This window comes from Streptomyces venezuelae, assembly GCF_008642355.1.
GTDB classification, from domain to species: Bacteria; Actinomycetota; Actinomycetes; order Streptomycetales; family Streptomycetaceae; genus Streptomyces; species Streptomyces venezuelae_B.
Genome location: NZ_CP029193.1, coordinates 955,098 through 981,567, shown reverse-complemented (window position 1 = coordinate 981,567; position 26,470 = coordinate 955,098). Strand labels below are relative to the sequence as shown.

The window sequence follows — 26,470 nt, the reverse complement described above, 5'->3', positions numbered from 1 at the left end:
ACCATAGAGGTGCGGGGGACCGGGTGCCATGCGCGGCCCCGGCGGGACGGGCGCCCGCCGGGCCCACACGGGGAGAAGCCGTGGAGAACGGGGAGGAAGCGGAGCGCAAGGGGAGAATGCGTCAGGATTCCGTCGGGTCCCCGTGGGTGCGCACCGTGCTGAGGATCTTCATCACCGTCTCCTCGGGGATCTCGTCCTTCACACCCTTGGCCCCGTAGAGGCTCCAGGCGACGTACTCACCCGCCGAGTTCTTGAAGCCGAAGGTGATCGCCTTGCCGTCCGTCGCGCACTTGCCCTTCATCGGGGTGTCCGTCGACCGGGCGCGGGCGATGCTGCCCTTGATGCCGGACTTCGTGGTGTACGGCTGCGCCTTCTCGTCGGACGTGAAGCTCTTCTTGTCCGGCTGGGTGTAACCGGCGTAGACCCACCAGCCGACCTGGTTGACCGCGACCTCGTCGGTGTTCTTCGCGCCGTTGGCGCCCTTCGTGCCCACGGCGGCGAGCTCGTGGTCCTCGGTCCTGCCGTCCTTGTCGTCGTCGGTGACGCACCACTTGGACTTGAGGTAGGCGGGCGCCGACATGGTCATCAGCGGCTTGCCGGTCTCGTTGTCCTCGAAGGCGATCGCCGAGCCCGGGTTCTGCACCTCCCACTCCGGCGGCACGTCGAAGGCGGTGCCCCACTTCGGGTTCACCACGACGCGCCAGCCCTTGATGGTCGGCTTCGGTCCGTCGTCCTTGCCGCGCCCGCTGTCGGAGCCGTCGCCCGTCGAAGGGCTCGGCTGCCGGGAGGCGGGCGCGGGGGAGTCGGCCTTGGTGTCCTTGTCGTCCCCGCCGCCGAGCACCAGGTATCCGGTGACGCCCGCGGCCACGACGACAGCGGCAGCCGTCACGATCGAGATGACCTTGACCTTGTCGCGTTGGCCGCGGTCGCCACCGCCGCCATCGCCGCTGCCGGTCACCTGCGGCACCCCGGTGGGCGCGGTCGGAGCGCCCCACTGCCCCGGCTGCCCGGCGGCGGGCTGCTGGTACGGGTTCGGCGCCTGATATCCCGGCTGCTGATAGGGATTCGGCTGCTGGTACCCCGGCTGCTGGTACGGGTTCCGGCTCTGGTCCTGCGGGTTCTGCTCGCCCCCGGGCGGCTGCTGTCCTGGCCACATGGCCGGACACGATACGGGCCCCCGTCATCCAAGATCACAACGGCCCCGGGCGTGCGGCGGTGCCCGCCCGGCGTCAGTCCTGGACGGGCTCGTACAGACGCACCGTCGCGACGATCTCCCGGACCGTCTCGTCCGGCAGCTCGTCCTTGACGCCCTTCGCGCCGTGGAAGGACCAGGAGGCGAACCTGCCGTCGGGTTTCTTGAAGGAGAACACCGCGGCCTTGCCGTCCGAGCCGCACGTGCCGCGCTTCTCGGCGCCGGACGAACTCGCGGTCACCAGCGTGCCCTTGAGGCCGGACTCGGTGGTGTACGCCTCAGTCGGCCCCGTCGTGACCTTCTTCCTGTCCGGCTGCGTGTAGAGGCCGTAGACCCAGCCGACCGCGTCGTGCCGCGCGGCCTCCTCGGTGCTCTTCACGCCGCGCCCGCCGCGCGTGCCCGCGGACGCCAGCGCCGTGTCGTCCTTGATGCCGTCCTTGTCGTCGTCGCTCACGCACCACTTCTCCTTGAAGTGGGCGGGGGCGGCGTAGGCGGCGAGGAACGGCGCCGAGTCGTCGTCGGCGTCCTTGTCCTCCACGACTCCGCCGGCCCAGTCCCGCGATTCCAGGGACCAGTCGGCGGGCACGTCGAACGCGATGCCGAGCTTGGGGTTGACGACGACCTTCCAGCCGGGAACGGTCGGCTCGGGCATGCCGTCCCCGGTGCGCGGGTTGGCGGTGCCGGACGCGGATGCGGACGCCTTGTCGTCCGGCGAGGCGCTGGACCTCGCCGGACCCGGCTTCGCGGAGTCGTCCTTGTCGCCGCCGAGGAGCAGGGCGCCGGTGATGCCCGCGCCGACGACGACGGCCCCGGCCGCGACCAGGGCGATCAGCTTCGTACGGCCACCGCCGCCCTTGCCGCCTCCCGGAGGTTCGGGCGCCGGCCCCTGCGGGCCGGCGGGCATCGTCGGGGCGTTCCAGGTGGCTTGCTGCCCGTAGGGGTTGGGCTGCTGATACCCCGGCTGCCGGTACGGGTTCCGACTCTGCTGGTTCTGCTCGCCCCCGGGCGGCTGCTCTCCGTGCCACATGGGCGTCAACCATAGGTGACGGTGATCCACGTGCGGGCAGGACCTGGTCAAGGATCGCTACTCGTGGGTAACATCGCGGCCATGAGCGCAGACCAGATGTCGATCGGCGAGATGCTCGCCGCCACGGTTCCGATGGCCAGGACCCTGAACCTCGAGTTCCGGGAGACCACACCGGACAGGGCCGTGGTGGCCCTGCCCGACCAGAGCGACTACCACAACCACGTCGGCGGACCCCACGCCGGCGCCATGTTCACGCTGGGCGAGTCCGCGAGCGGCGCGATCGTCCTCGCCGCGTTCGGCGCGGAGCTCTCGCGGGCGGTCCCGCTCGCCGTCAGCGCCGAGATCGCGTACAAGAAGCTGGCCATGGGTCCCGTGACGGCCACGGCCACCCTCGGCCGCCCGGCCGCCGACGTGATCGCCGAACTCGACGCGGGCGAGCGCCCCGAGTTCCCGGTCGCGATCGAGATCCGCCGCGAGGACGGCGCGGTCACCGGCGAGATGACGGTGGTGTGGACGCTGCGCCCCAACAACCCCAGCTGAACCACCCGGTCCGCACGGGCCGGTCCCGACGGGGCGCCCCCCCACTCGAACAGGTGCGCACAGGCCCGTGGTTGTGTCCCCGGACGCGACCACGGGCCTTGTTCATCTCATTGACACGAGTCATCCCCGGTCATAGTTTTCCCGCCGTCCCTCGTGGTGCCTAACGGCGCGTCAAGTCCGTCTGTCGCATAGTGCGTTCAAAGGGCGAACGACGACTCGCCATTGGCACGTGTACACGCTTCGTTTCGAACAGTCGTGTCCGCGCACCAGGCACAGAAGGAAGTGACGGCTCATGTCCCGTTCCGTGTCCCGGCGGTCGGCCCTCGGGCTGGCCGGCGGTGCGATCGCCGTGGCCGCCGCGGCCACCGCCGGAGTGGCGGTGCCCTCGCACGCGGCCGCCCGGGAGAGACAGGGCCCGGGTGCGGGCCCCCGCGTCGAGTCCCTCGTCGGCAGGCTCACCCTCGGCGAGAAGATCTCCCTGCTGCACGGCGCCACCGACCCCGAGGCCCTCGGCCAGGCGGGTTACGTTCCCGGGGTGCCGAGGCTCGGCATCCCGGCACTGCGGCTCGCCGACGGGCCCGCGGGCGTCCGCGTCGCGGCCCGCGCCACCGCCCTGCCCGCCCCCGTCATGCTCGCCGCCGCCTTCGACCCCGCGCTCGCCCGGCGTTACGGGCAGGTCATCGGCCGCGAGGGACGCGCCCTCGGCCAGGACGTACTGCTGTCCCCGATGGTCAACCTCATCCGCACCCCGTACGCCGGACGCAACTTCGAGACCTTCGGCGAGGACCCGCTGCTCGCCGCCGACATGGTGTCCGCGGAGATCAGGGGCATCCAGGGCGAGGGGCTCATCGCCACCGTCAAGCACTTCGCCCTGAACAACCAGGAGAAGGACCGCATGTCCATCGACGTGCGGGCCGACGAGCGGACCATGCACGAGACGGAACTGCGCGGGTTCGAGGCGGCCGTCGCCGCACGCACCGGTGCCGTCATGGGTGCGTACAACAAGGTCAACGGCACCTTCGCCTGCGAGAACAGAACGCTGCTCAGCGACATCCTGCGCGAGCGCTGGGGCTTCGAGGGGTGGGTGATGACCGACTGGTCCGCCCAGCACAGCACCGCCGCGGCCCTCGCCGCCGGGCTCGACATGGAGATGCCCGACGGCACCCACTTCGGCGCCGCCCTGAAGAGGGCCGTCAGGAACGGCACCGTTCCCGAGCCGCACGTCGACCGCTCCGTCCGCCGCATCCTGGCGGTCATGGAACGGTTCGGGCTGCTCGACGGGGGTGCGCCGCGCCGCCCTGGCCGTGATCCGAGGGCGGGGGCACGGGTGGCCCTCGACGTCGCCAAGGCGGGCGCCACGCTGCTGCGCAACGCCCACGGAGCTCTGCCGCTGAGAGGGCGGGCCGCCCGCGACATCGCCGTCATCGGGCCCACCGGCCGCCACCCGTTCGTCAGCGGCGGCGGCAGCGCCCACGTGATCCCCGACCGGGCGGACAGCCCCCTGCGCGCCATCAGGGCACGGGCCGGACGCGGCGCCGACGTCACGTACGCGCTGGGCGAGGACCTCTACGGCAAGGAGATCCCGCGGCACGCACTCGGCCCCGGTCTCGACACCGAGGGGCAGCGGGTCCCCGCGGGCAAGGAGTGGACGTACGACGGGACACTGACCCCGGACGAGCCGGACGAGTGGACGCTCGTCATCCACTACTCGGGCGAGCGTCCCGCGGTGGAGCTCGACGGCGTCGAGCTGTATCCGAAGCAGCCGGGCGTCGGCGAGTTCTTCTCCGGCGGGCTTGTCTCCTCCGCGCCGGACGGGCTGAACGTCCGGCGCGCGACGCTGCCCCTCGACCCCGCCGGGCACCGGCTGCGGATCAGGGCCAAGGGCGGCGACGGCGGGCAGACGTTCCGGCTGCGCCGGGTCACCGGCGCCACGCGCGCGGCGGACGTCGCCGCGGCGGTCCGTGCGGCGCGCGGCGCGCACAGCGTCGTCCTCTTCGCGTACGAGGACGCGACCGAGGGCCAGGACCGCACGACCGTCGCCCTCCCCGGCCACCAGGAGGACCTGATCCGGGCGGTGACCGCGGCCAACCCCCGTACCACCGTGGTCCTCAACACGTCGTCGGCCACCTCGATGCCGTGGCTGGAGCGGACCGCCGCCGTGCTGCAGATGTACTACCCGGGGCAGGAGGGCGCGGCCGCCACCGCCGCCGTCCTGTTCGGCGACTGCGACCCCGGCGGCCGGCTCACCCAGACCTTCCCGGTGGACGACGACCACCACCCGATGGCGGGGAACCCGCCGCGCTACCCGGGAGTGGACGGCGTCGAGGAGTACTCGGAGGGCATCCTCGTCGGCCACCGCTGGTACGACGCCGAAGGGGTGCGGCCGCTCTTCCCCTTCGGCCACGGACTCTCGTACACCACCTTCGACTACCGGGACCTCGCGGTCCGCACGGTGGGCCGCGGCCTGGACGTGACCTTCACCGTGCGCAACACCGGGAAGCGGGACGGCATCACCGTCCCCCAGGTGTACGTCGGTCCTTCGCCCGACCTGGCCATGAAGCAGGCACGGCGGGTGCTCGGCGGCTACGAGCGGATCGCGCTGCGTGCCGGACAGCGGCGGCGCGTCACCGTGCACGTCGACCGCAGGACGCTGTCGGCCTGGGACGCCGAACGCCACGGCTGGGTGCTCGGGACCGGCCGGCGCGCCGTTCACGTGGGCACGTCGGCAGGCGAGCTGATTCTCTCCGCGCACACCGTCATCAAGGGAGCCGGTTCATGAAAATCCGGATATGCCGCGCCGCCTCGGCCGTCGCCGTCCTGGCGGCCGCCGCGGCGGCCTCACTCGTCCCGCTTCCCGCGCGGGCCGCGGACGACACGCTGGTGCGCACCGACGCCGGCTGGGTGCGGGGCGAGACCACCGACGAGGGACGGCAGTTCCTCGGCATCCCCTATGCGCGGCAGCCCGTCGGCAGTCTGCGCTGGGCGGAGCCCCGCCCCGCGAAGCCCTGGGACGGGGTGCGCCGGGCGACCTCCTTCGGCAACCGGTGCGTGCAGAGCGCCAGTTGGGATCCGGGGTACGAGAACCCCAGCCACACGGAGGACTGCCTCGACCTGAACGTGTACGCGCCGCGCGGCCACAAGGGGGGACCGCGGCCCGTGATGGTGTGGCTGCACGGCGGCGGGCTCACCGCGGGAGCGGGCGAGGACATCGTGCCCGACACCTTCGCCCGCAGCACCGGCACCGTCGTCGTGACCGTCAACTACCGCCTCGGCGCCATGGGGTTCCTCGCCGCCGCGGGACTCGACGACGAGGCGTCCGACGGCGTCTCCGGCAACTACGGACTGCTCGACCAGCAGGCCGCCCTGCGCTGGGTCCGCGCCAACATCGGCCGGTTCGGCGGCGACGCGGACCGCGTCACCATCGCGGGCGAGTCCGCGGGCGGCCGCTCCGTCTGCACGCTGCTCGCCTCGCCCACCGCCCGCGGCCTGTACCGCGCGGGCATCGTGGAGAGCGGGGCGTACGGCGACTGCGCGGCCCGCGAGCGTGAGCGAGCGGTCCGCGACGGCGCGGCCTTCGCGAAGAAGGCGGGCTGCCCCGACCCGGCCACCGCCCTCGCCTGCCTGCGCGAAAAGCCCGCGAAGGACATTCTCGCCGCGCAGGCCGGCTACGACTGGGGCCCGGTCGTCGGCGGCGCCTTCCTGCCCGCGCAGCCGAAGGATGCGTACGAGAACGGCGGCGCGGCCCGCGTGCCCGTGCTCAACGGCGCCAACAGCGACGAAGGCACCCTCTTCGCCTTCGCCCGGTTCGACGGCGCGGGCGCCCCGCTCACCGCTGAGCAGTACCCCGGCGCGGTCATCGACGCGTACGGTCCCGACCTGGGCGGCCGCGTCCTGACGGCGTATCCGCTCACGGACCACGCCTCGCCCACGCACGCGTTCGGCGCGGCCACCGGGGACCGGATGTTCGCCTGCACGGCCCTGCGCCTGAACGCCGCCCTCGCGCACCGCGGTCCGGTCTATGCCTACGAGTTCGCCGACCGCACCTCGCCGCCCTTCGCGTCGCTGCGCGAGCTGGACACCGACTTCGACTTCGGCGCGACCCACGTCAACGAAGTGCAGTACCTCTTCAAGCACTTCGGGCTCGACTCGCCGCTCGACAGGGAACAGCGGGCGCTCGCCCGGCAGATGGTGCAGTACTGGGGATCGTTCATCCGCACCGGCGTGCCGCGTGCCGACGGCGGGCCCGCCGCCCCCGACCAGCGCACCCGCCCGGGGCAGCTGCTCTCCCTGCGCACCGCATCCGAGGGCGGCACCGGAATCAGCGACACGGTGCACGACGCACACCGGTGCGGCCTCTGGGACGCCGTTCCTGCCGGGTGATCCCGTCCGGGTAGGCTGCCCGGCGTGCGTGCGCGGCCGAGCAGGCGCGCACGCCGGGCACACACACCGACACGGGAGGAACCGGCGTTGCACGTCCAGGAGTGGCTGGAGCAGGTACCGGCCGTCAGCATCTACGCGCTGGTGGGGCTCGTCATCGGCCTCGAAAGTCTGGGCATCCCGCTGCCCGGCGAGATCGTCCTCGTCTCGGCGGCGCTCCTCTCCTCCCAGTACGGTGACATCAACCCGGTGATCCTCGGGGCGTGCGCCACCGCGGGCGCCATCATCGGCGACTCCATCGGGTACGCCATCGGGCGCAAGGGCGGACGGCCGCTCCTCGCCTGGCTGGAACGCAAGTTCCCCAAGCACTTCGGCGCCGCGAACGTGGCGACCGCCGAGCGGTCGTTCCAGAAGTGGGGCATGTGGGCGGTCTTCTTCGGTCGCTTCATCGCACTCCTGCGCATCTTCGCGGGCCCGCTCGCGGGTGTCCTGCGCATGCCGTACTGGAAGTTCCTGATCGCCAACGTCCTCGGCGGCATCGTCTGGGCGGGCGGCACCACCGCCGTCATCTACTACATCGGCGTGGTCGCCGAGGACTGGCTGAAGCGGTTCTCGTACGTGGGACTCGGCATCGCCGTGCTCATCGGCGTCGGCTCGATGCTGTTCGTCAAGCGCCGCGCGAAGAAGGTGGCGGCGGAGGCCGAGGCGGAAGCGGCGGCCGCGGAACCGGCCGCGTCCGCGACGGCCGCCGAGCGACAGCCGGTCCCGGTCGCGGACTGACTCACTCCGCGGCGTGCGCGTCCCGGTGCGCCCTGGCCAGCTCGACGTACATCGTGCCGTTGAGCGAGATGCCCTCGCGCTCCTCGTCGGTGAGCGGCCTGCGCACCTTGGCGGGCACGCCCGCGACGAGTGAGCCCGGGGGCACCCGCATGCCCTGCGGCACCAGCGCCTGGGCGGCCACCAGCGAACCCGTGCCGATCACCGCGCCGTTCAATACGGTGGCGCCCATGCCGATCAGCGCGTCGTCCTCGACGGTGCAGCCGTGCAGGACGGCGTTGTGGCCGACCGAGACGCGCTCGCCGATCGTGAGGGGGAAGCCCGGGTCGACGTGGAGGCTGCAGTTGTCCTGGATGTTGCTGTCGGCGCCCACGACGATGGGCCCGCAGTCGGCGCGGAGCACCGCGCCGTACCAGGTGCTGGCCCCGGACCGGAGGGTCACCTCACCGATCACGACGGACGTCGGCGCGGTGAACGCGTCCTGATCGATTTTCGGGTCCTTGCCGCCGATGCCGGTGATGAGTGCCTCGTGGCCCATCGGATGTCTCCCTCTTCGGTACGTCGTCACGCCTGACGGCACCGTACGGGACCGGGCGGCCCGTGCCGCCGCGTGGGGTGAAGATCACAGGCCGCGGGCCTGCGGGGGGTGGAGGCACTGAGTAACGTGAGCCCGTGCCGAAGAACAGGAACACGTTCTCATCCCTTGCCGCCGCGCCCCGCAGGCTCGCGCAGCGCGCCGTCCACGCGGGCTGGGACTGGGTGCAGCGCACGGGCGCGGTGACCGCCGCGCGCCCGGGGCGGCTGCGGTTCGGCGCGCTCGGGCAGGGCACGAAGCTCGCGTTCCCGCAGGGCACGGTCTTCGGCGAGCCGTGGATCAGGATCGGCGACCACTGCATCGTGGGCCAGCACGTCACCCTCACCGCGGGCATGATGCCCGACCTCGACCTCGGCCCCGACCCGATCCTGCGCATCGGCAACGGCGTCGTGCTCGGCAGGGGCAGCCACGTCATCGCGGACACGACGGTCTCCATCGGCGACGACTGCTACTTCGGTCCCTACGTCTACGTGACCTCCACCAATCACTCCTACGACGACCCGCACACGCCCATCGGCAAGCAGTGGCCGCGGATGGACCCGGTGGAGATCGGGCCGGGGTGCTGGGTGGGGACCGGTGCGGTGATCCTGCCGGGGGCGCGGATCGGGCGGAACGTGGTGGTCGCCGCGGGCGCGGTGGTCCGGGGCGAGGTGCCCGACCACGCCGTGGTGGCGGGGGCGCCCGCGAGGGTCGTCCGGACCTGGGACGCCGAGCACGGGTGGCAGCCGCCGCTGCGGACGCCGGCGCCGGTGCCGATCCCTGACGGGGTCACGCCGGAACAACTGGTGGCGCTCGGCGAGTTGGGAGAGCGGGGGGAGTCGGGGAGGCTGGACGAGGTCTGACGAGGCGCGTCGGCCCGCGTCCTCAGGTCGCCAGCAGGACCGTGCCCACCAGGGCCAGGCCCGCGCCCGCCGCCTGCACCCCGCGCAGGCGTTCCTTCAGGACCAGCCGCGCCGCCAGCGCCGTCACCACCGGGTAGACCGAGGCGAGGACGGCGGCCACGGTGACCGGGCCGTGCTGCGCGGCCACCGAGTACGTGCCGTTGGCGGCGACGTCCGCCAGGCCGACGAAGGCGAGAGCCGGCAGTGCGGCCCGTACGACACCCATGCCGCCTCCTGCCGTCCCGGAGCCCTCGGGGAGTGCCCCGCCGCCCCTCCGCACGGAGGCGTACAGCGCCGCGCCGCCCGCCGCCACGTTCGTCACCCGCTGCACGAACAGCGCGAGGAACAGACCGGTCAGGCCGCTCGACGCCTCGGCGATCAGGGCCATCACACCGCCGAACCCGAACGCGGCGAGGAGGGTGAGCAGGACGGCCCGCCGCTGCACGGGAGCGCCCCGCAGTTCCGGCCCGCCCGCGAGCACGATGCCCGCGAACGCGACGGCGATCCCCGCGAACTGGGCGAGCCCGGGCCGCTCGCCGAGCATGAGCCCGACACCGACCGGTACGGCGACGCCGAGCGAGCCGAGCGGCGAGACGACGCCCATCGGCCCGAGGGCGAGGGCCTTGTAGAAGGCGAGCATCGCGACGGGTCCGGCCAGTCCCGCGGCCACCGCGAACCACAGCTGTGGCCCCCACTCCGTCCACGCGCCGGTCGCGATCACGACGGTGCCGAGCACCACCACCGCGATGGACTGCGAGACGACCACCACGGTGAGGGCGGGGATGCGCCGGGTCAGCAGTCCGCCCCCGAAGTCGGCGAGGCCCCACAGCAGGCTGGTGGCCAGGGCGAACAGTGCGGTCATCAGCAGGCCTCGCAGTACAGTGTGTTGGACCATCCGGGTTCTTCGGTTGCACCGCACCGTAGTTCAGTACCGTGAACCCTGTCATCCAAAATATTGGACGGAATGTGTCGGACCTCGACCAGCTGACCCAGTCGCTCGCCCGCAACCTCAAGCGCTGGCGCAACGAGCGGGGCTTCACGCTCGACGCGCTCGCCGCCCGCGCCGGTGTGAGCCGCGGCATGATCATCCAGATCGAGCAGGCCAGGACCAACCCCAGCGTGGGCATCACGGTGAAGCTCGCGGACGCGCTGGGCGTCAGCATCACCACCCTCCTCGACTACGAACAGGGCTCCCACGTCCGGCTCGTGCCGCCGGAGCAGGCGGTCCGCATGTGGTCCACGGAGGCCGGCAGCAGCACGACGCTCGTCGTGGGGGCCGAGGCGCGCGGCCCCTTCGAGCTCTGGTCGTGGCATCTGATGCCGGGGGAGGGCAACGACTCCGACGCGCACCCACCGGGCACCATCGAGCTGCTGCACGTCACGCGCGGCGAGCTGACGCTCGTCGTGGACGGCGCCGAGCACGCCGTCCCCGCGGGGACGGGCGCCACCTTCGAGGCCGACGTGGCGCACGGCTACCACAACAAGGGCGCCGAGCCCGTCGAGATGACGATGTCGGTCTCGGTGCCGCCGGCCCACGCGGGCGCCTACTGACGAGCGGCCCGGACTCTCAGGAGCAGACACCCTCCTCGCGCAACCCCGCGATGTCGTCCGGGCCGTGACCCAGCTCGGCGAGGATCGCCTCGGTGTGCTCGCCCGCCTCCGGCACGGGGTCCATGCGCGGGGTGACCCCGGAGAGGATGGCCGGGGGCAGCAGGGCCTGTACGGGGTCGGTCGTGCCCGGCACGCGGATGTCCTGCCAGCGTCCGCGCTCGGTGAGCACTGGGTGGGCCAGGAACTCGTGCACCGAGTTGACCCCGGCGTTGGCGATGCCCGTGCGGTCGAGCAACTCCATCGCCGCGTCGCTGTCGAGCTCCGCGAACCGCTCGGAGATGATCGCGTCGAGCGCCTCGCGGTGCGCCACACGGTCGGACCCGGTGGCGAAGCGCGGATCGTCGGCCAGCTCGGGGCGTCCGATGAACGCACGGCACAGAGCGGCCCATTCGCGCTCGTTCTGCACCGACAGGAGAACGTCCTTGCCGTCGGACGCCGTGAACGGGCCGTACGGCGCCACCGTCGCGTGCCGGGCGCCGACGCGGGGCGGCTGGGTGCCGCCGTACCGCGTGTAGTAGGCGGGCTGGCCCATCCACTCGGCGAGCGCGTCGAAGAGGGACACCTCCACGGCCGGGGCCCGCCCCGTCGTCGCCCGCGTGTACAACGCCGACAGAATGCCGCTGTAGGCGTACATTCCCCCGGCGATGTCCGCGACGGAGATCCCCGCCCGCGCGGCTTCGTCCGGGGTGCCGGTGAGCTGGAGCAGTCCGGTCTGGCACTGCAGGAGCAGGTCGTAGGCCTTGCGGTCGGCCCACGGCCCGTCCGTGCCGTAGCCGCTGACGGTGCACGTGATCAGGGACGAGTGGCGCTCCCGCAACTCCTCGGCGCCGAACCCGAGCCGCGCGGCGGCGCCCGGGGCGAGGTTCTGCACGAACACGTCGGCGCCCGCGACCAGCTCCTCAAGGATCGCGAGGCCCCGCTCCGTCTTGAGGTCGAGGGTGATCGATTCCTTGGACCGGTTGAGCCAGACGAAGTAGCTGGCCTGCCCCCGCACGGTGGTGTCGTACCGCCGCGCGAAGTCGCCGCCCCCGGGCCGCTCGACCTTGATGACCCTGGCCCCCAGATCGGCGAGCTGCCGGGTGGCGAAGGGCGCGGCGACGGCTTGTTCCAGGCTGACGACAGTGACACCCGCGAGGGGCAGAGGAGGGGGAGGCGGCATGCGACGTTTCCTGTCCGACTGGATTTCTATTAATCCCAACGGGTGGCTCGAATTCAGATTGTCGGCGGCGGACCACAACAATGACGAGCCTCACGGCCGTTGGAGGTCTCGTGTTCCGCTCCACCTCGTCCCCGCAGAAGATGACCACGCTGGGCTGCGCCCTCTTCGCGACCCGGTGGCTCCAAGCCCCCCTGTACTTCGGCTTGGTGGCCGCGCAGGGTGTGTACGTCTACAAGTTCTTCAACGAGCTGTGGCACCTCATCCACCACGTCATCAGCGGGCACGCGGACGAGACGCACGTCATGCTCGCCGTCCTCAAGCTCGTCGACGTGGTGATGATCGCCAATCTGCTGATCATGGTGATCGTCGGGGGATACGAGACGTTCGTCTCACGGATCGGACTGCAGGGCCACCGGGACCAGCCCGAGTGGCTCTCGCACGTCAACTCCAACGTCCTGAAGGTCAAGCTGGCCACCGCGATCGTGGGGATCTCGTCCGTGCATCTGCTCCAGATGTTCGTCGACGTGCACCACACGCCCCGCCACGACCTGCTGTGGGGGACCGTCATCCACATGGCGTTCATCGCCTCCGCGGCGATCCTCGCCTACATGTCGGGGCCCATGGCGGCCCATGAGGCGAAGACGCGCGCAGTGAAGGACACCGGGCGGACCGCCGTCATTCCCGCGCAGCGGGACGGCGGCGGGGCCGGCGGAGGGGCACCGGCCGAGCTCTCGACCGGCGCCGAGGAGCGCATCGAGGCCGCCGGGTTCCCCGCGAGGAAAGTCCTGGAGATGTTCGACGAGGCGCATCTGCGGGCGCCCGAGCCCCAGGTGATCACCCGCCTCGGCAAGGTCGACTTCGTCAGCCGCAAGGCGAACGTGGTGCTGCTCGGCGGGCCCGGTACCGGCAAGACGCACCTGGCGGTAGCCCTCGGCGTACGCGCCTGCCAGGCCGGGCACCGGGTGCTGTTCGCGACCGCCGCCGAGTGGGGTGCCCGGCTCGCCGAGGCCAGGGCCGCGGGGCGGCTGCGCAAGGAGCTGGCACGCCTCGACGCCTACCCGGTGCTCGTCGTGGACGAGGTCGGCTACGTGCCCTTCGAGGCCGACGTCGCCCACCTGCTCTTCCAGCTCGTCTCGCACCGCTACGAGCGGGGCTCGCTCATCGTCACCGGCAGTCGGCCACTGGGCCGCTGGGACGAGGTGTTCGGCGACAGCGCGACGGCGTCCGCGACGGTGGACCGGCTGGCCCACCACGCGGAGGTCGTCACTCTCGACGCGGACAGCTACCGGACGCGCCGCCTGGACCTGGACAGCACGCAGGTCATGGGGGCGGGCGACGCGGGGCCCGCCACACCTTTCTGAGCAGAGGCACGACGGCGTCGACATGTCCGGCCGACGGCACCCGGGGCCTTCGCCTGCGGTCCCCTCCGATCCGGTCCGATCCCGTCCCCTCCGGTCTGATCCGGCCCGATCCGGACGCGAGCCCGACGACGGGCCGACGCACGCCTGAAGCGCGCAGTTCAGGCGGCGCGGGCACCGTGCTGAGTGGGCGCCGCCCTGAGCCGCGGCAGCGCCCACCGCACCGACTCCCCGTCTCCGTCGTCGTCCCCCTCGAACCGAGAAACGGAACCGTCATGCCCTCGACGCCGCTCGTCGCGACTCAGCCCAGCTCGTACGTCACCTCCATCGCGGACACCACCGAACAGATCAGGGCGGCCCAGCGGCTGCGCCACCGTGTCTTCGCCGAAGAGCTCGGCGCCGCCCTCGACACGCCCCTGCCCGGCCACGACATCGACGCCTTCGACGACCTCGCCGACCACCTGATCGTCACCGACACCTCGTCCGGCGACGTCGTCGGAACGTACCGGATCATCCCGCCCGGCCGGGCCCGGCGCTCCTACTCCGACGGCGAGTTCGACCTCGTCGCCCTCAACGCCCTGCGGTCCTCCACCGTCGAGGCCGGCCGGTCCTGCGTCCACCCCGACCACCGCTCCGGCGCCGTGATCACCCTGATGTGGTCCGCACTCGCCCGCTACGTCCTGCTCTCCGGCCACCGGTACCTGGCGGGCTGCGCCTCCGTGCCGCTCGCGGACGGCGGCCGCGCCGCGACCGCCGCGTGGCTGCTCGGCACGGCCAGGCACGCGGCACCGCCCGAGCTGCGCGTGCACCCCCGGCGCCCCTGGACCCCCGGCGGTCCGGCACCGGAACGCCCTGCCTACGCCGATCTGCCGCCCCTGCTGCGCGGCTACCTCCGCCTCGGCGCGTGGGTGTGCGGAGCCCCCGCCCACGACCCGGAGTTCGACGTCGCGGACTTCTTCGTCCTCCTCGACACGGAGCGGCTCAGCGCCCGCCACCGCCGCTACTTCCTCGGGGAGGACGCGCGATGAGCGCGTGGACGGTCGACCGCGGCTGTCCCGCGTCCTGCGCCGCCGACCCGGACCCGCGCGTGCCGTTCGGTGAACTCGCGCGCCGCTACGCCACGTTGACGTACGCCCTGACCCGCGCCGTGGCCCGAGGCGACCGGCTGGCCGAACCGTCGGCCCTGCGGGCCGAGGCCCGTGCGGTGCTCAGCGCGCTCGGGGTGGGCGTGGAAGGGGTCGAGGACGCGCCGTTCAGCGTGCGGACGGGGGGCGTGGGCACGCTGGTCGTCGCCAACCACATCTCGTGGCTCGACGTCGTCGCGCTGCTCGCCGTCGAACCGGTGAGCGTCCTCGCCAAGCGCGAGGTCGGCCGGTGGCCGGTGGTCGGCGCGCTGGCCCGGCGCGCGGGCACGCGGTTCATCGACCGTGACGGCAGCCCGCGCGAACTGCCGGGAGTCGTCCATGAGCTGGCCGACTGTCTGCGCGGTGGCACGTCGGTGCTCGTGTTTCCCCAGGCGACGACCTGGTGCTCCGCCTCCGGTGGCCGGTTCCGGAGGGCAGCCTTCCAGGCGGCGGCCGACGCGGGCGCGCCCGTCCGTCCGGTGACGGTCGAGTACCGCCAGGACGGTGGGCCGAGCACGGCCCCGGCCTTCCTCGGCGAGGAGGACTTCACCGCCTCGCTGCGCAGAGTGGCGGGCGCGCGCGGCCTGCGCGTACGGGTCGCGGCGCGCACGCCGCTGTGGGGCACCGACCGCCGCGCACTGGCCGACGCGGCGAGACGAGCGGTGCTCGGGGCCGGAGTCGTGGACGAGGCGTGTGTTGCGCGAGGGGTTGACCCTTCAACTGGGGCCTCCTATGGTCCCGTTGCAACAAGTTGCTGCAAGGCGGCATGAGTTTTCAGCAAGCCGCTGGAGGCGACCACTCCCACCCCACGCCCCACCCTCACGCCCATCCCCCCCACAGGAGGCTTTCGATGCACGGCCGTATATCGAAACCCCGCAGGATCGCCGTCATGAGCACCGCACTGGTCGCCGGAGCGGCGGGCAGCCTCTCCGCCGGAGCCCAGCAGCCCGGCCAGGCCGCGGCACCCGCCGGGACGAGCCGCGCCGCGGCCGCCGCCAAGGACGTCACGGCGGTCATGTTCGAGTGGAACTTCGACTCCGTGGCCAAGGCCTGTACGGACACGCTCGGCCCGGCGGGCTACGGCTACGTCCAGACCTCGCCCCCGCAGGAGCGCCTGGAAGGCCCCTCGTGGTGGACCGCCTACCAGCCGGTCAGCTACAAGATCGCCTCCCGGCTCGGCGACCGCGCGTCCTTCAAGAGCATGGTGGACACCTGCCACGACGCGGGAGTCAAGGTCGTCGCCGACACGGTCATCAACCACATGACCAACACGCAGGGCACCAACACCGGCTCCGGCGGCACACGCTTCTCCAAGTACGACTACCCCGGCACGTACGGGGACGCCGACATGGACAACTGCAAGAAGGAGATCCAGGACTACACCAAGCGCGAGGAGAGCCAGAACTGCGAACTCGGCGGCCTCGCCGACCTGGACACCGGGGAGGAGCACGTCCGCACGACCATCGCCGGATACATGAACGACCTCCTCGCACTCGGCGTCGACGGCTTCCGCATCGACGCGGCCAAGCACATGCCCGAGGGCGACCTGAAAGCGATCAAGTCGCAGCTCACCGACCCGGACGTGTACTGGAAGCAGGAGACGCTGCCCGGACCCGGCGAGGAGGTCCAGCCCGGCGAATACATCGGCACCGGTGACGTACAGGAGTTCAACTACGCTTACGCCCTGAAGGGCGCCTTCGAAAGCGGCAGCCTGGCCGGACTGAAAAACATCGCCGACGGGAAGCAGCCGTCCGAGAACGCGGGTGTCTTCGTCGCCAACCACGACACCGAGCGCCAGGGCAACGTCCTCACCTACAAGCAGGGCGCCCCCTACACCCTGGCGCACGTCTTCGCGCTGGCCTTCCCGTACGGCTCGCCGGACGTCCACTCCGGATACGCCTTCGACAGCAAGGACGACGGTCCGCCCGCGGACGGCAGGGCCGACTGCTCCGGCGACGCGTGGGTGTGCCAACACGCGCAGCCGAAGATCGCGAGCATGGTCGCCTTCCGCAACACCGCCGGTGATGCGCCGCTCACCGACTGGTGGGACAACGGAGGCGGCGCCATCGCCTTCGGCCGCGGCGACAAGGCGTTCGTCGCCGTCAACGCCGGGGACGGCGAGGTCAAGGAGAACCTGCGGACGTCGCTGCCCGCGGGGGAGTACTGCGACGTCCAGTCCGGCAAGCCCGTGACCGTCGACGGCGAGGGGCGCCTGGCCGTGACCGTCGCCGCGAAGAGCGCGGTCGCCCTGCACGTCGGCGCGAAGAGCTGCCCGAGTGCGAACGGCTGACGTTCCGGCACGCACGCCCTCCCGGCGCCGCCGCCCCGCGTTCTGCCCGCGCGGGGCGGCGTTCGTCGCCGTTCGAACGGAAAGGTCCCTATCCGTGGTGGAGTTGAGAGGGTACGGTGAGTAACAGCCCGCGGTCTGTTGTTGCTGTTAGCGCTGCGATGACCTTCCGGCGATCTCTCGGGCCTGGAGCGGGGCCCCCACGCCAGCGGCTGCTTCCAGCGGAACTCTGCTTCCGCCTCGTGGCACCGTGTGCAGGACCGTGCGATGGATCCGAACCCGGCATCCGCCGCCATCCGTCCCCTTTCACGGCGCATCAAGGCATTGGACTGCCATGCGCGACTACTTCGCGGACGATCTCCTGCTCATCATGCCCACCCCCCACAGCCCCGGCGTGCGCCTGTCCGGCGAGGTCGTGAGCACACACCGCGGGCCGCTGGCCCTGGCACTGACCGACCAGACCCAGGCCAACGGCGTGGACAGGGCGCAGGCCGACGAGATCCTCATCGACCTCACCGGCGTCCGCTACCTGGCCAACAGCGGCCTGGAGACCCTCGTGGCCTTCGCCGTCCATCTGCAGCCCCCGCAGTGCCTCGTGGTGCGCGCCACCCCGGAACTGGGCCTGCACGAACGGATCGCGGCGCGCGGCTGGGACCGCATCGAGACGCTACGGCTCGAGGAGGGTTCCGACGCGTAGCGGGAACGCGGGGGCCAGATCGCGTGCCCCCGCACGAACCCCGCGTACGGGGACGGCGCGCGTGGCGGGGAGCCGCGCCAGCAACTCGCCCACCAGGCAGGCGTTCTCGGGCCGCGAGGCGTAGCGGCTGCGGGCCTTCGGGACCGGCACGACCAGGCGGGGCGTGGCGCCCAGCGCCTCGGCGATCACCCCGGCCCACTCGGCGCGCGTGACCCGGTCCGGGCCACCCAGGTGCAGGACCGGCGGAAGCGGGTCGGGGGCGGAGAGGAGCGCGGCCACCACCTCGGCCACGTCCTCCACATGGACCGGTGTGGTCCAGTGGTCGTCGGGCGCCTCGACGGGCGTGCCGTCGGCCAGCCGGTGGGCGCATGCGGCGAAGAAGTTGAGCCACTTGCCCGCGTCGGCGGGCTCGTGGCCGTAGACGAGGCTGACCCGCAGACAGACCGCCCGCGGGGCGCTGCCCAGGAGCAGACGCTCGGCGTGCCGCTTGGCGCGGCCGTAGGCGTTCGCGGGGGAGACGGGGGTGCGCTCCGTGTTGTGCCACGCGTGGCCGTCGAAGACGTTGTCCGTGGAGATCATGACGATGCGGGAGGCGTCGGCGTACGCGGCGATGTTGGCGGTGACGGCGGCGTGCGCCGCGTCCGCCTCCTCCGGGTGCTCCTCGCACCAGGTGACGTCGGAGGGGCCGTGCACCAGGACGATCCGCTCCGGCCGCGACCGCGCGAGCAGACGACCGCAGGCCTCGGCGTCCGTGGCGTCCAGCGCGGACCACCGGGCGCCGTACTCCTCGGGCGGCGTGGCGGGGCGCCCGCGCGAGACGAGGGTGACGTCGTCCCCGGCGCGCGCGAGCCGCCGGGCGATGCCGGTGCCGACGAAGCCGCTGCCGACGATGAGGGTGCGGGCGCTGAGGGAGGTGCGGGGCGTGGTCATGTGGGCGGCCTGTCTGTGAGGGGCGGGGACGGGTGGCCGCGGGCGGCCAGGAGGCGGCCCGCGCCGAGCAGGCCGTGGTCGTCGTCGGGGGCGCCCAGGGACACCAGCGCGTTCACGCGGTCCGCGGAGAGACCGAAGCAGCCCTGCCGGACCAGCTCCTCCACCAGCAGCACCCGGTACCGCTCCCCGACCGCCAGGGCGAAACCGCCCATCAGGATGAAGCGGCACACGCCGATCGACGTGAAGACCGCCGAGACCGCCTGGGCGAGCGGCACGAGCGTGCCACGGAGCACCCCCGTAGCGAACGCGTCGCCCTCCGCGATCGCCTTGGCCAGCGCCGGATTGCCGATCGCGTCCGGGTGGCCGCCCCCGCAGAGAGCGGCGAGCCGGGACGTGGAGAACCCGGCAGGATCGGCGGCCGCCGCGCGCCGGGCCGCCGCGAGCACCCCGCGCCCCGAGGCGACGGCGCCCAGGTGGCCGCGGCCCCCGCAGTCGCAGAGCGGCGCGTCGGGCGAGGGGTCGCAGACCCAGTGGCCCAGCTCGCCACCGTGCCCCGCGGGGTCGACGAGCACGTCGCCGCCGCGGAACACCTTGTTGCCGATGCCCGAGCTGACGGTGAGGAGACAGAACGGCTCCGGTTCCGTGGCGGCGTACCGCCAGGCCGCCGCCGTGAGGTCGTTCACGACGGCGACCGGCACGCCCAGCCGCTCACCCAACCGTGCGCCGAGGGGCAGCGGTGCACCGCGCGGCCCCCACACCGTGGGCGCCGCGACGACCAGACCGTCCGCCGTGACCGGCCCCGCGAAGGCGATCCCGACCGCGCGCGGCGCTCCGCCCGCCCCCGCACCGTGCCGTTCGACCTCGCGGACGATCTGCTCCACCACCCGCTCCTGCAACTCCGGCACGGACGCGTCCGGATGGAGCGCCTTGCCCTCGACCGGGACGCGGCGCACCCGGGAGAGACGCCCGGTGGCCGGGGTGTAGCTCCCCACCCGCAGCGTGGTGCCGCCCACGTCCAGAACGGTGAAGGGCCCGGTCCGAGGGTCAGCTTCCTTCGTCTTCACGCACTGCCTCCTCGGAGATTTCGGAGACCTCGAAGACCAGCAGGTGCAGATCGGTCGCGTCCGCGGAGTCGTTGAGCAGGCCGTGCTCGCCGTGCGGCCGATTGACGACGACGTCGCCCGCTCCCACCCGGAACTCCTCCCCGTCGCGGAACATCAGCCCGCTCCCGGCGAGCACGACGTACGTCTCGCGGTCGGCCCCGTGCCGGTGCCTGCCGATGGACGCACCGGGCGGCAGAACGGCCAGGTCGATGAAGTCGGCGCCGGCGGAACCCTCTGCGCGGGCGAAGATGCGGTGCGCCAGGATCGTGCCGAGGCCACCGTGGTCGTGCTCCTTGGCGGTCAGCAGATCCCTTACGTTGACCGGGCGCCCGCGGCCCGTCGCCGTCGCCGCCGCGTCCTCAGCCATCGCGCCGCACCGCCCGGTCCGCCAGCGCGTCAAGGGCTGCCCGCAGCGTCTCCGTCGGGAGGTGCTCCAGCTCGTCGACGAAGGCCGCCTTGCCCAGCGCGGTCGGCACGACCAGGTGCAGCTTGCGGCCCCGCCGCTGCCACGACGCGCGCAGCGCCTGCGTCATCAGCTCCGGCGTGCAGGTGGCCGGGTCGTACACCGGCAGCCCGATCCGCTCGAGCAGGGTCACGATCCGCTCGCAGGTCTCCTCATCGGCGAGACCGAGCAGCCGCGCCAGGTGCGCGGAGAGCGCCATGTCGACGGCGACCGCCTCGCCGTGGGCCAGGCGGTGGCCGCCCGCCGTCTCGATGACCGGGCTGAACGTGTGCCCGAAGTCGACGAGCCTGGCGAGCTCGTGCTCCCGCAGATTCGGGCAGAGCTCCTCCATCATGAGCCGCATCGCGGTGCGGATGATGTACGTCTCCACATCGCCGCCCGAAGCCGCCGTGCCCGAAGCCGCCGCGCTTGACGGTCCGCGGCGGAACGCGTCCGGATGCCGTTCCAGTGTCCTGAACAGGTCGCCGTCGAGGATGACCGCCATCTTCACGATCTCGGCGAGACCGCAGCGGATCTCACGGGCCGGCAGCGTGTCCAGGAGCGCCGGATCGTTGAGGGAGGCGTGGGCGGGGTGGTAGGCGCCGAACATGTTCTTCGTGTGCAGGGCGTTGACGCCGGTCTTGACGCCGACGCCGACGTCGACCTGCCCCACCAGGCTGGTGTTGACCTTGATGTAGCGGATGCCGCGCGCGTACATGGACGCGGCGAAGCCGACGATGTCCGCCACGATGCCGCCGCCCACCGCGAGCATCACCCCGTGCCGGTCCAGGCCCGCCGCCTTGGCGGTGGCGCAGACCTGCTCCACCGACGTCAGGGACTTGTGGTGCTCGCCGGTCGCGATGGTGTGCACGCTCCAACTGCCCGGCTCCAGACGGGCGGTGAGGTAGTCGCGGAGCCGCTTTCCGTAGATGCGGTCCACGGTGGGGCCGATGTAGGCCACCACGCGGCGGCCCGCCACGTACTCCGCGAGCAGCGGGTTGTCCGGATGGAAGACCCCGCCCGTGACGTCGACGCGGTATCCGGTGCCGTCCGGTGCGAGCAGATCGAAGCCGCCGGCGTCCTCATGGACCCCCGCGGCCCCGGCCTCAGCAAGAACCTGGCCTGCCATGACTCTCCTCGATGTCGTTCTCAGTGGTGTCGTGCGCGGAGGCGTCCGCGGTGTCGTGCGCGAAGATGTCCGCCAGGATCCGGAGCAGCGTGGAATCGGGCAGCTCCTCCAGCGGCACCGGGCGGCCCCGTGCGTCCGCCACCGGCAGCCGCCAGTTGGGGTGCACGGCGGCCGTGCCCGGCAGGTTCTGCGGGCGCCGGTCGCCCGTCGCGTCCGGCAGCCAGACGCCGAGCATCCGGGCCGGCGTGAGCCGCAGGAACCGGTGCAGGGCGGCGACCTCGCCGTCCGGGTCGGGCAGCAGACCCAACCGGGTCAGCTCGGCGAGCCAGCCGTCGCGTTCGGCGGCGGCCGCTGCCTTCTCATCGGCCTCCGGCCGGGTCAGGAGCCCGAGCCGGGCCCGCAGGTCCACGTGTTCGCCGGAGAGCCAGGCCGCCGTCGTCGGCAGGTCGTGGGTCGTCAGCGTGGCCAGACAGTTCGCCCGCCACTGGTCGGGCGGCAGCGGGCCGTGCCGGCCCGCGGAACCACCCAGATACTCGAAGCGCTGCACCGACGTGCCGAGCATGCCGCGCTCCGCGAGCTCCTCGCGCATGCCGTCCTCGACGGTGCCGAGGTCCTCGCCGATCACCGCGGCGCCCGCCCGGTACGCCTCCAGGGCAAGGACCCCGAGCATCGCGTCCCGGTCGTACCGCACGTACGTGCCCTCCGTGGGCGGCCGTCCCTCCGGCACCCACCACAGCCGCGAAAGCCCCATGACGTGGTCGACGCGCAGGGCTCCCGCGTGCCGCAGCCCGGACCTGAGCAGCTCGGCGAAGGGCCGGCAGCCCTCGGCCGCGAGCGCGTCCGGCCGCCACGGAGGCTGGCCCCAGTCCTGGCCGCGCCGGTTGAAGTCGTCCGGCGGCGCCCCCACGCTCATCCCGGCGGCGAGACAGCGCTGCAGGGCCCAGGCGTCGGCCCCTTCCGGCGCGACACCGACCGCCAGATCGTGGACGAGACCGACCCGCATCCCCGCACCGACCGCCGCGGCCTGCGCCGCCGCCAGCTGCTCGTCGGTGATCCACGCGAGCCACCGGTGGTGGTCGACGGCCGCGGCGAGCTCGGTGCGGGCCCGCGCCACGGCGGGGGAGCGTGGATCGCGCAGCTCGGCGGGCCAGGACCGCCACGCCCCGCCGTGCACCTCGGCGAGCGCGCACCATGTGGCGTAGTCGGTCAGGCCCTGCCCCTCGCGCTCGACGAACGCGGCGAAGGCGGCGGCCCGTCCCGGCGACAGCGGCACGTCACGCACGGCCCGCAGCGCGCGCTGCTTGAGCTCGCGCACCGCCTCCCGGTCGATCAGTGAACTCCCGTCGAGCACCGTGTCGTTCAGCCGACGCGCGCGGGCGACGAGGCCGTCCACGGCGGGACGCGCCGCCGGGTCGAGATACGCGTACTCGGGCACGGCCTCCACGCGTACGTGCAGGGGGTCGGCGAAGCGCCGCGAACTCGGCCGGTACGGCGACGGGTCGGGCAGCGGGCCCGGCTCCACCGCGTGCAACGGCCCGAGCTGCACGAACCCCGCGCCCAGGGCCTGCCCCGACCAGGCGGCGAGCTCCGCCAGGTCGCCGAGGTCGCCCATGCCCCAGGAGCGGCGGGAGAGGACGGAGTAGAGCTGCACGAGGAAACCCCAGGTGCGGCCCGCGAGGGCGGGCAGACGGTCGGGCACCGCGAGCAGGGGTGCGTGCGCCTGCCGTCCGTCGGGGGTGCGGACATGGAGGAAGTGGTGGCCTGGCGGGAGGGCCGGGGAGAGAGCCGTCGTGCCGCCGGACTCCAACTGCACGTGTACGGCGGCGCGTCGACTGAGCCTCGTGAGGTGGTCGGGGAGAGGGGAGGCGGTGGTCCGGGCGCCGTCCACGGGGACGCGTACCACCACACACGGGGGCAGCGGCCTCTCCGCCTGCTCGTGCCGGTGCGCCTCCAGGGCCGCCCGTGCCGTCGCCTCCGTCGACGCGTCCACGCCGCACGCCGCGAGGACGGCGACCAGCGTGTCCGGGACGACGTCGACGCGGTGGCCGAGGTCGGTGGTGTAGGCGGTGGCCACGCCGTGGGCATGGGCGAGTGCGGTGCGTACGTCGGTCATGCGTGTGCCCCCGGTCCCGGTGCCTCCGGCGCCGGGACCGACGTCGCTGCCGGGCCCCGCGGTGCGGCGAAGAGCCGTTCCAGGACGGCTGCGACGCCGTCCTCCTCGTTGCTCGGCGCGACCTCGTCGGCCATGGCGCGGAGCTCCGGATGGGCGTTGGCGACGGCCACCCCGTGGCCCGCCCAGGCGAGGAGCGGTATGTCGTTCGGCATGTCGCCGAACGCGATCGTGTCCGCGCCGGTGAACCCCAGGAGCCGGGCCGCCCGTGCGACCCCCGCGCCCTTGGTGGTGCCGAGCGGCAGCACCTCGACCATCCCCTTCACGGAGTGCACGACGCTCACGTCGTCCCCGCACAACTTCTCGGTGATGCCGGCGAGTTCGTCCTCCGGGACCTGCGGGTGGTGCAGGACCAGCTTGTCGATGGGGCCGGACCACAGCTGGGCGCGGTCGGCCGTCACGTCCCAGCCGTGCCGGACCCGCTCCCCGAAGCGCGGTGTCACCTTGAAGCGGCTCTCGGGCGGCGCCGTGACGACCCCGAGCTCCAGCGCGCCGAGCGCCTCCTCGACCCGTGCGACCACCGACCTGGCCAGGTCGAGGTCGAGCCGGGCGGAGTCGATGAGCCGGTCCGCGCCCGCGTCGTACAGCTGGGCGCCCTGCCCGCACACCGCGATGCCCCGGTAGCCGAGCGCGGTGAGGAACTCCCGGCAGGCGGCGGCGGGCCGCCCGGTGACGACGAGGTGGTGCGCGCCCGCCCGGGTGGCCAGGGCGAGGGCGCGGCGGGTGCGGTCGGACACGGTCAGGTCGTCGCGCAGCAGCGTGCCGTCGAGGTCGGTGGCGACGATCCGGTAGGGCGGGGGCGCGGCCTCGGGGACCGGGACGGTGTCCCAGGCGACGCGTCCGGAGCGCAGGGTCACCATGACGACGAGTTCCCGCCCCGCGGGCAGTCCGTCGACGGTTCCGTGGAACGTGCCGTCGCCCGCCGCACTCAGAGCCTGGAACGCGGCCCCGCTCCCCATGGGCACGGGCTCGTCGGAGGCGACCGCTTCGGCGACGGACTCCAGGCCCGCCCCGGACTGCGTCGGCCCTGCCGACGCCACGACCACCTCCACGCGCTCCGCCCCGGCGTGGACGTACTCGACCCGCCACCCGCTACCGTCTCCCCCAGGGACCGGCGTCGCCCGGCACCGCGTCGCCAGCCGCGCCGCCCAGTCGTCGCGTCCCGCCGTCGCCGCGAGCTCCGCGCACCGCGCGAAGTCCGCGCGTGCGTACGCCGCCTCGAAGAGCCGCTCCAGGGCGGGCCCGTCCAACGGGGCGCACCGCGCGTACGCCGCCGCGTCACCCCGTTCGGCCGCCGCCCGCGCGATCCGCTCGCCGTGGCGTGCGAAGTCCGCGTCGTCCAGCGCGTCGAACCAGCCCCACGCGATGGCGTCCTCGGCGGGGAAGGGCAGTCGCTCGCCGCGCAGCAGCGCGTCGAACGCGGCGAGGCGCAGCTCGGCGGTCCGCGGCCAGGTGAACCGCCGGGCCAGTCGGCGCGAGTTGGCCGACAGGCGGTCGTACGTCTCCGGGGCGTCCCGGAAGACCGCCGCGGCCTGCCGTATTCGGTCGGCCAGTTCGCCTGCGAGTACGGAGTCGTCGTCGCGGAACGAGCCGCGCACCGAGAACCCGGTCGCCTCCGGGTCGGTGAGCGGGCGTGCGTGCCCGAAGTGGCCGGTGACCCGCTGGGCCGTGGCGATCGGCACGGCCCCGCACGCCATCGCCTCGGCCTGCGCGATGAGGAAGCCGTCCAGTTCGTACTTGGACGGGTTGACGCAGAAGTCGGCGCAGGCGGCCTGTTCGAAGAGGGTGTCCTCGTCGGCGAGACGCCAGTCCAGGTGCACCTGGCCGGGGTGGCGGTCGGCGACGTCCTGGAACCAGGCGTTCGCGACAGGTGTGGCCTCGACGGTCTCGCCACCGCCGCCCGTCGCGCAGCGGATGACGAAGCTGATGTCCGGGTCGGTGGCGAGGACCTCCTCCACCGCCCGCATCAGCTCCAGCTGGCCCTTGTGGTGCACGGCGTAGCGCGCCGCGTGGAAGAAGACGGGGCGCGCCGGGTCGAGGCCGAGGCCGCGCAGGACGGCGGTACGGTCCACCGCGCCGGGGTCGCGGGCGAGCCAGCTGTCGGCCACTCCGCAGCCGCCCATGAGGAGCTTGTGCGGATGGGCGCGGAGCTGCCGGGCCACCGGGAGCGTGGCGAAGAGCGCTTCGAAAGGGGTGCCTTCGAAGGTGCTGTAGTAGGCGCGCTGGCCGGGCGAGACGAAGTCGACGAGGTCCGCGTGGGCGGCGACCAGGGGGAACACACCGACGTGGTCGGGTCGGCGCTCCTGGTGCATGCGCGTGCCCGCGAGGGCTCGCGCGATGGTCGCCGCGGCGGTGTCCTCGGATGGCGGTGGCCCTTCGAGCGCGTCCAGGTCGATGGCCCCACCGGCGAGGCCCTCACCGGCGCCGAGCAGCGTGAGGAGGCGCTCCACCTGCGGCCGGTACACCTGCTGCCCGACGGGCGCGTTGGCCGCGACCGTGCTCACGGTGCGGTAGCGCGGGTCGGCGGCGAGGACGGGGGGCAGCAGGTAGTGGTAGTACGGCTCGAAGCCGTGGACGACGGCCGGTTCGGCGCCGGACGGGTCGGCGAGGGCGCCGGAGCGGATGAAGCGCGCCCCGTCCACCTGGAACACCAGCGGCTTGAAGTGCGCCAGGTCCCGGCCCTCCAGGCCCGGCGGCGGGTAGAGGCGGTCGGGCAGCAGGTCGAGGTACGCGTCGGCCAGGAAGTAGACGTCCACGCCGTCCAGGCGGAGCCGGTACGCGCGCGTGGTCAGCTCGACGGCGACCTCCGCGGGGTGGTCCGGCCACACCTCCGGGTCGAGGACGAGCGGCACCACGTGGTCGGCGCGGTGGTCGAGCTCCTCGACGGGGAATGTCTCCCGGAGCCGGTCGAGGTGGCCGTGGGCCGGAGTGACCACGGAGACGCGATGGCCGCGCGCGGCGTACTCGCGCGACAGGTTCCAGACCAGCGGCGAGAGGCCGCCCCGCATCAGACGGTGGTCGAAGCCGCCGCACTCGTACGAGAAGTTGATGATGTGCACGTGCGCGCAGCT

General features: G+C 73.1%; 21 protein-coding genes and 2 pseudogenes. 11 read left to right on the top strand and 12 right to left on the bottom strand.

Annotation, left to right across the window (positions count from 1 at the left end; all coding sequences use genetic code 11):
• Positions 1 to 121: 121 nt before the first annotated feature.
• Both DEJ47_RS04245 and DEJ47_RS04240 read right to left on the bottom strand, forming a co-directional pair.
• A complete protein-coding gene (locus DEJ47_RS04245; protein ID WP_150165067.1) occupies positions 122 to 1,156 on the bottom strand; it encodes a hypothetical protein in 1,035 nt (344 codons plus the stop codon).
• A gap of 73 nt (positions 1,157 to 1,229) precedes the next feature.
• Positions 1,230 to 2,219 carry a hypothetical protein gene (locus DEJ47_RS04240; RefSeq protein WP_150165065.1) on the bottom strand — a complete coding sequence of 330 codons (990 nt, stop codon included), beginning with the start codon at positions 2,217 to 2,219 and terminating at the stop codon, positions 1,230 to 1,232.
• Between the two features lie 81 nt (positions 2,220 to 2,300).
• On the opposite strand from DEJ47_RS04240, the gene DEJ47_RS04235 reads away from it, so the two are divergent.
• From DEJ47_RS04235 to DEJ47_RS04220, 4 genes are all read left to right on the top strand, one after another.
• Entirely contained in the window at positions 2,301 to 2,759 is a 459-nt protein-coding gene (locus DEJ47_RS04235; RefSeq protein ID WP_190415254.1) for a DUF4442 domain-containing protein, read from the top strand.
• Positions 2,760 to 3,051: 292 nt separating this feature from the next.
• The gene (locus DEJ47_RS04230) at positions 3,052 to 5,538 is read left to right on the top strand and encodes a beta-glucosidase family protein (protein WP_150165063.1); all 2,487 of its coding nucleotides are present in this window, start codon (positions 3,052 to 3,054) and stop codon (positions 5,536 to 5,538) included.
• Complete coding sequence (locus DEJ47_RS04225; protein WP_150165061.1) at positions 5,535 to 7,139, top strand: carboxylesterase/lipase family protein; 1,605 nt, start codon at positions 5,535 to 5,537, stop codon at positions 7,137 to 7,139. The genes DEJ47_RS04230 and DEJ47_RS04225 overlap by 4 nt, the downstream gene beginning before the upstream one ends.
• Before the next feature lie 87 nt (positions 7,140 to 7,226).
• Positions 7,227 to 7,916 (top strand): DedA family protein, encoded by a 690-nt coding sequence (locus DEJ47_RS04220; RefSeq protein WP_150165059.1) that lies wholly within the window; start codon positions 7,227 to 7,229, stop codon positions 7,914 to 7,916.
• Between the two features lies 1 nt (position 7,917).
• Here the strand turns inward: DEJ47_RS04220 and DEJ47_RS04215 are convergent, their stop codons facing one another.
• Positions 7,918 to 8,451 (bottom strand): gamma carbonic anhydrase family protein, encoded by a 534-nt coding sequence (locus DEJ47_RS04215; RefSeq protein ID WP_150165057.1) that lies wholly within the window; start codon positions 8,449 to 8,451, stop codon positions 7,918 to 7,920.
• A 134-nt stretch (positions 8,452 to 8,585) separates the two neighbouring features.
• On the opposite strand from DEJ47_RS04215, the gene DEJ47_RS04210 reads away from it, so the two are divergent.
• The gene (locus DEJ47_RS04210) at positions 8,586 to 9,350 is read left to right on the top strand and encodes an acyltransferase (protein WP_150165055.1); all 765 of its coding nucleotides are present in this window, start codon (positions 8,586 to 8,588) and stop codon (positions 9,348 to 9,350) included.
• A 22-nt stretch (positions 9,351 to 9,372) separates the two neighbouring features.
• Here the strand turns inward: DEJ47_RS04210 and DEJ47_RS04205 are convergent, their stop codons facing one another.
• Positions 9,373 to 10,251, bottom strand: a complete 879-nt coding sequence (locus DEJ47_RS04205; protein ID WP_150165053.1) for a DMT family transporter — start codon at positions 10,249 to 10,251, stop codon at positions 9,373 to 9,375.
• A 104-nt stretch (positions 10,252 to 10,355) separates the two neighbouring features.
• Between DEJ47_RS04205 and DEJ47_RS04200 the strand changes: the two genes are divergently transcribed.
• Positions 10,356 to 10,940 (top strand): helix-turn-helix domain-containing protein, encoded by a 585-nt coding sequence (locus DEJ47_RS04200; protein WP_150165051.1) that lies wholly within the window; start codon positions 10,356 to 10,358, stop codon positions 10,938 to 10,940.
• A gap of 16 nt (positions 10,941 to 10,956) precedes the next feature.
• On the opposite strand, the gene DEJ47_RS04195 is transcribed toward DEJ47_RS04200, so the two are convergent.
• Positions 10,957 to 12,159 carry a CaiB/BaiF CoA transferase family protein gene (locus tag DEJ47_RS04195; RefSeq protein ID WP_150165049.1) on the bottom strand — a complete coding sequence of 401 codons (1,203 nt, stop codon included), beginning with the start codon at positions 12,157 to 12,159 and terminating at the stop codon, positions 10,957 to 10,959.
• A gap of 140 nt (positions 12,160 to 12,299) precedes the next feature.
• Here DEJ47_RS04195 and istB point away from each other — a divergent pair, with 140 nt between their 5' ends.
• From istB to DEJ47_RS04170, 5 genes and pseudogenes are all read left to right on the top strand, one after another.
• Positions 12,300 to 13,520 (top strand): IS21-like element helper ATPase IstB, encoded by a 1,221-nt coding sequence (istB, locus tag DEJ47_RS04190; protein ID WP_223828670.1) that lies wholly within the window; start codon positions 12,300 to 12,302, stop codon positions 13,518 to 13,520.
• A 272-nt stretch (positions 13,521 to 13,792) separates the two neighbouring features.
• Entirely contained in the window at positions 13,793 to 14,545 is a 753-nt protein-coding gene (locus DEJ47_RS04185) for a GNAT family N-acetyltransferase (RefSeq protein ID WP_150165045.1), read from the top strand.
• Positions 14,542 to 15,411 (top strand): lysophospholipid acyltransferase family protein, encoded by an 870-nt coding sequence (locus DEJ47_RS04180; protein ID WP_150165043.1) that lies wholly within the window; start codon positions 14,542 to 14,544, stop codon positions 15,409 to 15,411. Before DEJ47_RS04185 ends, DEJ47_RS04180 begins: the two co-directional genes overlap by 4 nt.
• 80 nt (positions 15,412 to 15,491) lie before the next feature.
• Positions 15,492 to 16,913: pseudogene (locus DEJ47_RS04175) on the top strand (alpha-amylase); the annotation flags it as partial.
• Between the two features lie 349 nt (positions 16,914 to 17,262).
• Positions 17,263 to 17,625 carry a hypothetical protein gene (locus DEJ47_RS04170; RefSeq protein WP_150165039.1) on the top strand — a complete coding sequence of 121 codons (363 nt, stop codon included), beginning with the start codon at positions 17,263 to 17,265 and terminating at the stop codon, positions 17,623 to 17,625.
• On the opposite strand, the gene DEJ47_RS04165 is transcribed toward DEJ47_RS04170, so the two are convergent.
• The 7 genes and pseudogenes from DEJ47_RS04165 to DEJ47_RS37580 all read right to left on the bottom strand — a co-directional run.
• A complete protein-coding gene (locus tag DEJ47_RS04165) occupies positions 17,596 to 18,555 on the bottom strand; it encodes an SDR family oxidoreductase (RefSeq protein WP_150165037.1) in 960 nt (319 codons plus the stop codon). The two genes, DEJ47_RS04170 and DEJ47_RS04165, sit on opposite strands and share 30 nt — an antisense overlap.
• Positions 18,552 to 19,619 (bottom strand): ROK family protein, encoded by a 1,068-nt coding sequence (locus DEJ47_RS04160; RefSeq protein ID WP_150165035.1) that lies wholly within the window; start codon positions 19,617 to 19,619, stop codon positions 18,552 to 18,554. The genes DEJ47_RS04165 and DEJ47_RS04160 overlap by 4 nt, the downstream gene beginning before the upstream one ends.
• Entirely contained in the window at positions 19,600 to 20,025 is a 426-nt protein-coding gene (locus DEJ47_RS04155) for a cupin domain-containing protein (protein WP_150165033.1), read from the bottom strand. Before DEJ47_RS04155 ends, DEJ47_RS04160 begins: the two co-directional genes overlap by 20 nt.
• On the bottom strand, positions 20,018 to 21,229 hold the full coding sequence (locus tag DEJ47_RS04150; RefSeq protein WP_150165031.1) for a sedoheptulose 7-phosphate cyclase: 1,212 nt from the start codon (positions 21,227 to 21,229) through the stop codon (positions 20,018 to 20,020). Before DEJ47_RS04150 ends, DEJ47_RS04155 begins: the two co-directional genes overlap by 8 nt.
• Positions 21,207 to 23,342 carry a 4-alpha-glucanotransferase gene (gene malQ, locus DEJ47_RS04145; RefSeq protein WP_150165029.1) on the bottom strand — a complete coding sequence of 712 codons (2,136 nt, stop codon included), beginning with the start codon at positions 23,340 to 23,342 and terminating at the stop codon, positions 21,207 to 21,209. Before malQ ends, DEJ47_RS04150 begins: the two co-directional genes overlap by 23 nt.
• The gene (locus DEJ47_RS37585; RefSeq protein ID WP_161270702.1) at positions 23,339 to 24,259 is read right to left on the bottom strand and encodes an HAD family hydrolase; all 921 of its coding nucleotides are present in this window, start codon (positions 24,257 to 24,259) and stop codon (positions 23,339 to 23,341) included. The genes malQ and DEJ47_RS37585 overlap by 4 nt, the downstream gene beginning before the upstream one ends.
• Before the next feature lie 813 nt (positions 24,260 to 25,072).
• A pseudogene (locus tag DEJ47_RS37580) lies at positions 25,073 to 26,458 on the bottom strand (glycosyltransferase); the annotation flags it as partial.
• Positions 26,459 to 26,470 lie beyond the last annotated feature (12 nt).

What these genes read in the sequence shown, in the direction of transcription:
- DEJ47_RS04245 (WP_150165067.1), bottom strand. Translation starts at nt 1,156, where the DNA reads ATGTGGCCAGGACAGCAGCCGCCCGGGGGCGAGCAGAACCCGCAGGAC.
- DEJ47_RS04240 (WP_150165065.1), bottom strand. Translation starts at nt 2,219, where the DNA reads ATGTGGCACGGAGAGCAGCCGCCCGGGGGCGAGCAGAACCAGCAGAGT.
- DEJ47_RS04235 (WP_190415254.1), top strand. Translation starts at nt 2,301, where the DNA reads ATGAGCGCAGACCAGATGTCGATCGGCGAGATGCTCGCCGCCACGGTT.
- DEJ47_RS04230 (WP_150165063.1), top strand. Translation starts at nt 3,052, where the DNA reads ATGTCCCGTTCCGTGTCCCGGCGGTCGGCCCTCGGGCTGGCCGGCGGT.
- DEJ47_RS04225 (WP_150165061.1), top strand. Translation starts at nt 5,535, where the DNA reads ATGAAAATCCGGATATGCCGCGCCGCCTCGGCCGTCGCCGTCCTGGCG.
- DEJ47_RS04215 (WP_150165057.1), bottom strand. Translation starts at nt 8,451, where the DNA reads ATGGGCCACGAGGCACTCATCACCGGCATCGGCGGCAAGGACCCGAAA.
- DEJ47_RS04205 (WP_150165053.1), bottom strand. Translation starts at nt 10,251, where the DNA reads ATGACCGCACTGTTCGCCCTGGCCACCAGCCTGCTGTGGGGCCTCGCC.
- DEJ47_RS04195 (WP_150165049.1), bottom strand. Translation starts at nt 12,159, where the DNA reads ATGCCGCCTCCCCCTCCTCTGCCCCTCGCGGGTGTCACTGTCGTCAGC.
- istB (WP_223828670.1), top strand. Translation starts at nt 12,300, where the DNA reads ATGACCACGCTGGGCTGCGCCCTCTTCGCGACCCGGTGGCTCCAAGCC.
- DEJ47_RS04185 (WP_150165045.1), top strand. Translation starts at nt 13,793, where the DNA reads ATGCCCTCGACGCCGCTCGTCGCGACTCAGCCCAGCTCGTACGTCACC.
- DEJ47_RS04180 (WP_150165043.1), top strand. Translation starts at nt 14,542, where the DNA reads ATGAGCGCGTGGACGGTCGACCGCGGCTGTCCCGCGTCCTGCGCCGCC.
- DEJ47_RS04170 (WP_150165039.1), top strand. Translation starts at nt 17,263, where the DNA reads ATGCGCGACTACTTCGCGGACGATCTCCTGCTCATCATGCCCACCCCC.
- DEJ47_RS04165 (WP_150165037.1), bottom strand. Translation starts at nt 18,555, where the DNA reads ATGACCACGCCCCGCACCTCCCTCAGCGCCCGCACCCTCATCGTCGGC.
- DEJ47_RS04155 (WP_150165033.1), bottom strand. Translation starts at nt 20,025, where the DNA reads ATGGCTGAGGACGCGGCGGCGACGGCGACGGGCCGCGGGCGCCCGGTC.
- DEJ47_RS04150 (WP_150165031.1), bottom strand. Translation starts at nt 21,229, where the DNA reads ATGGCAGGCCAGGTTCTTGCTGAGGCCGGGGCCGCGGGGGTCCATGAG.
- malQ (WP_150165029.1), bottom strand. Translation starts at nt 23,342, where the DNA reads ATGACCGACGTACGCACCGCACTCGCCCATGCCCACGGCGTGGCCACC.
- DEJ47_RS37585 (WP_161270702.1), bottom strand. Translation starts at nt 24,259, where the DNA reads ATGGTGACCCTGCGCTCCGGACGCGTCGCCTGGGACACCGTCCCGGTC.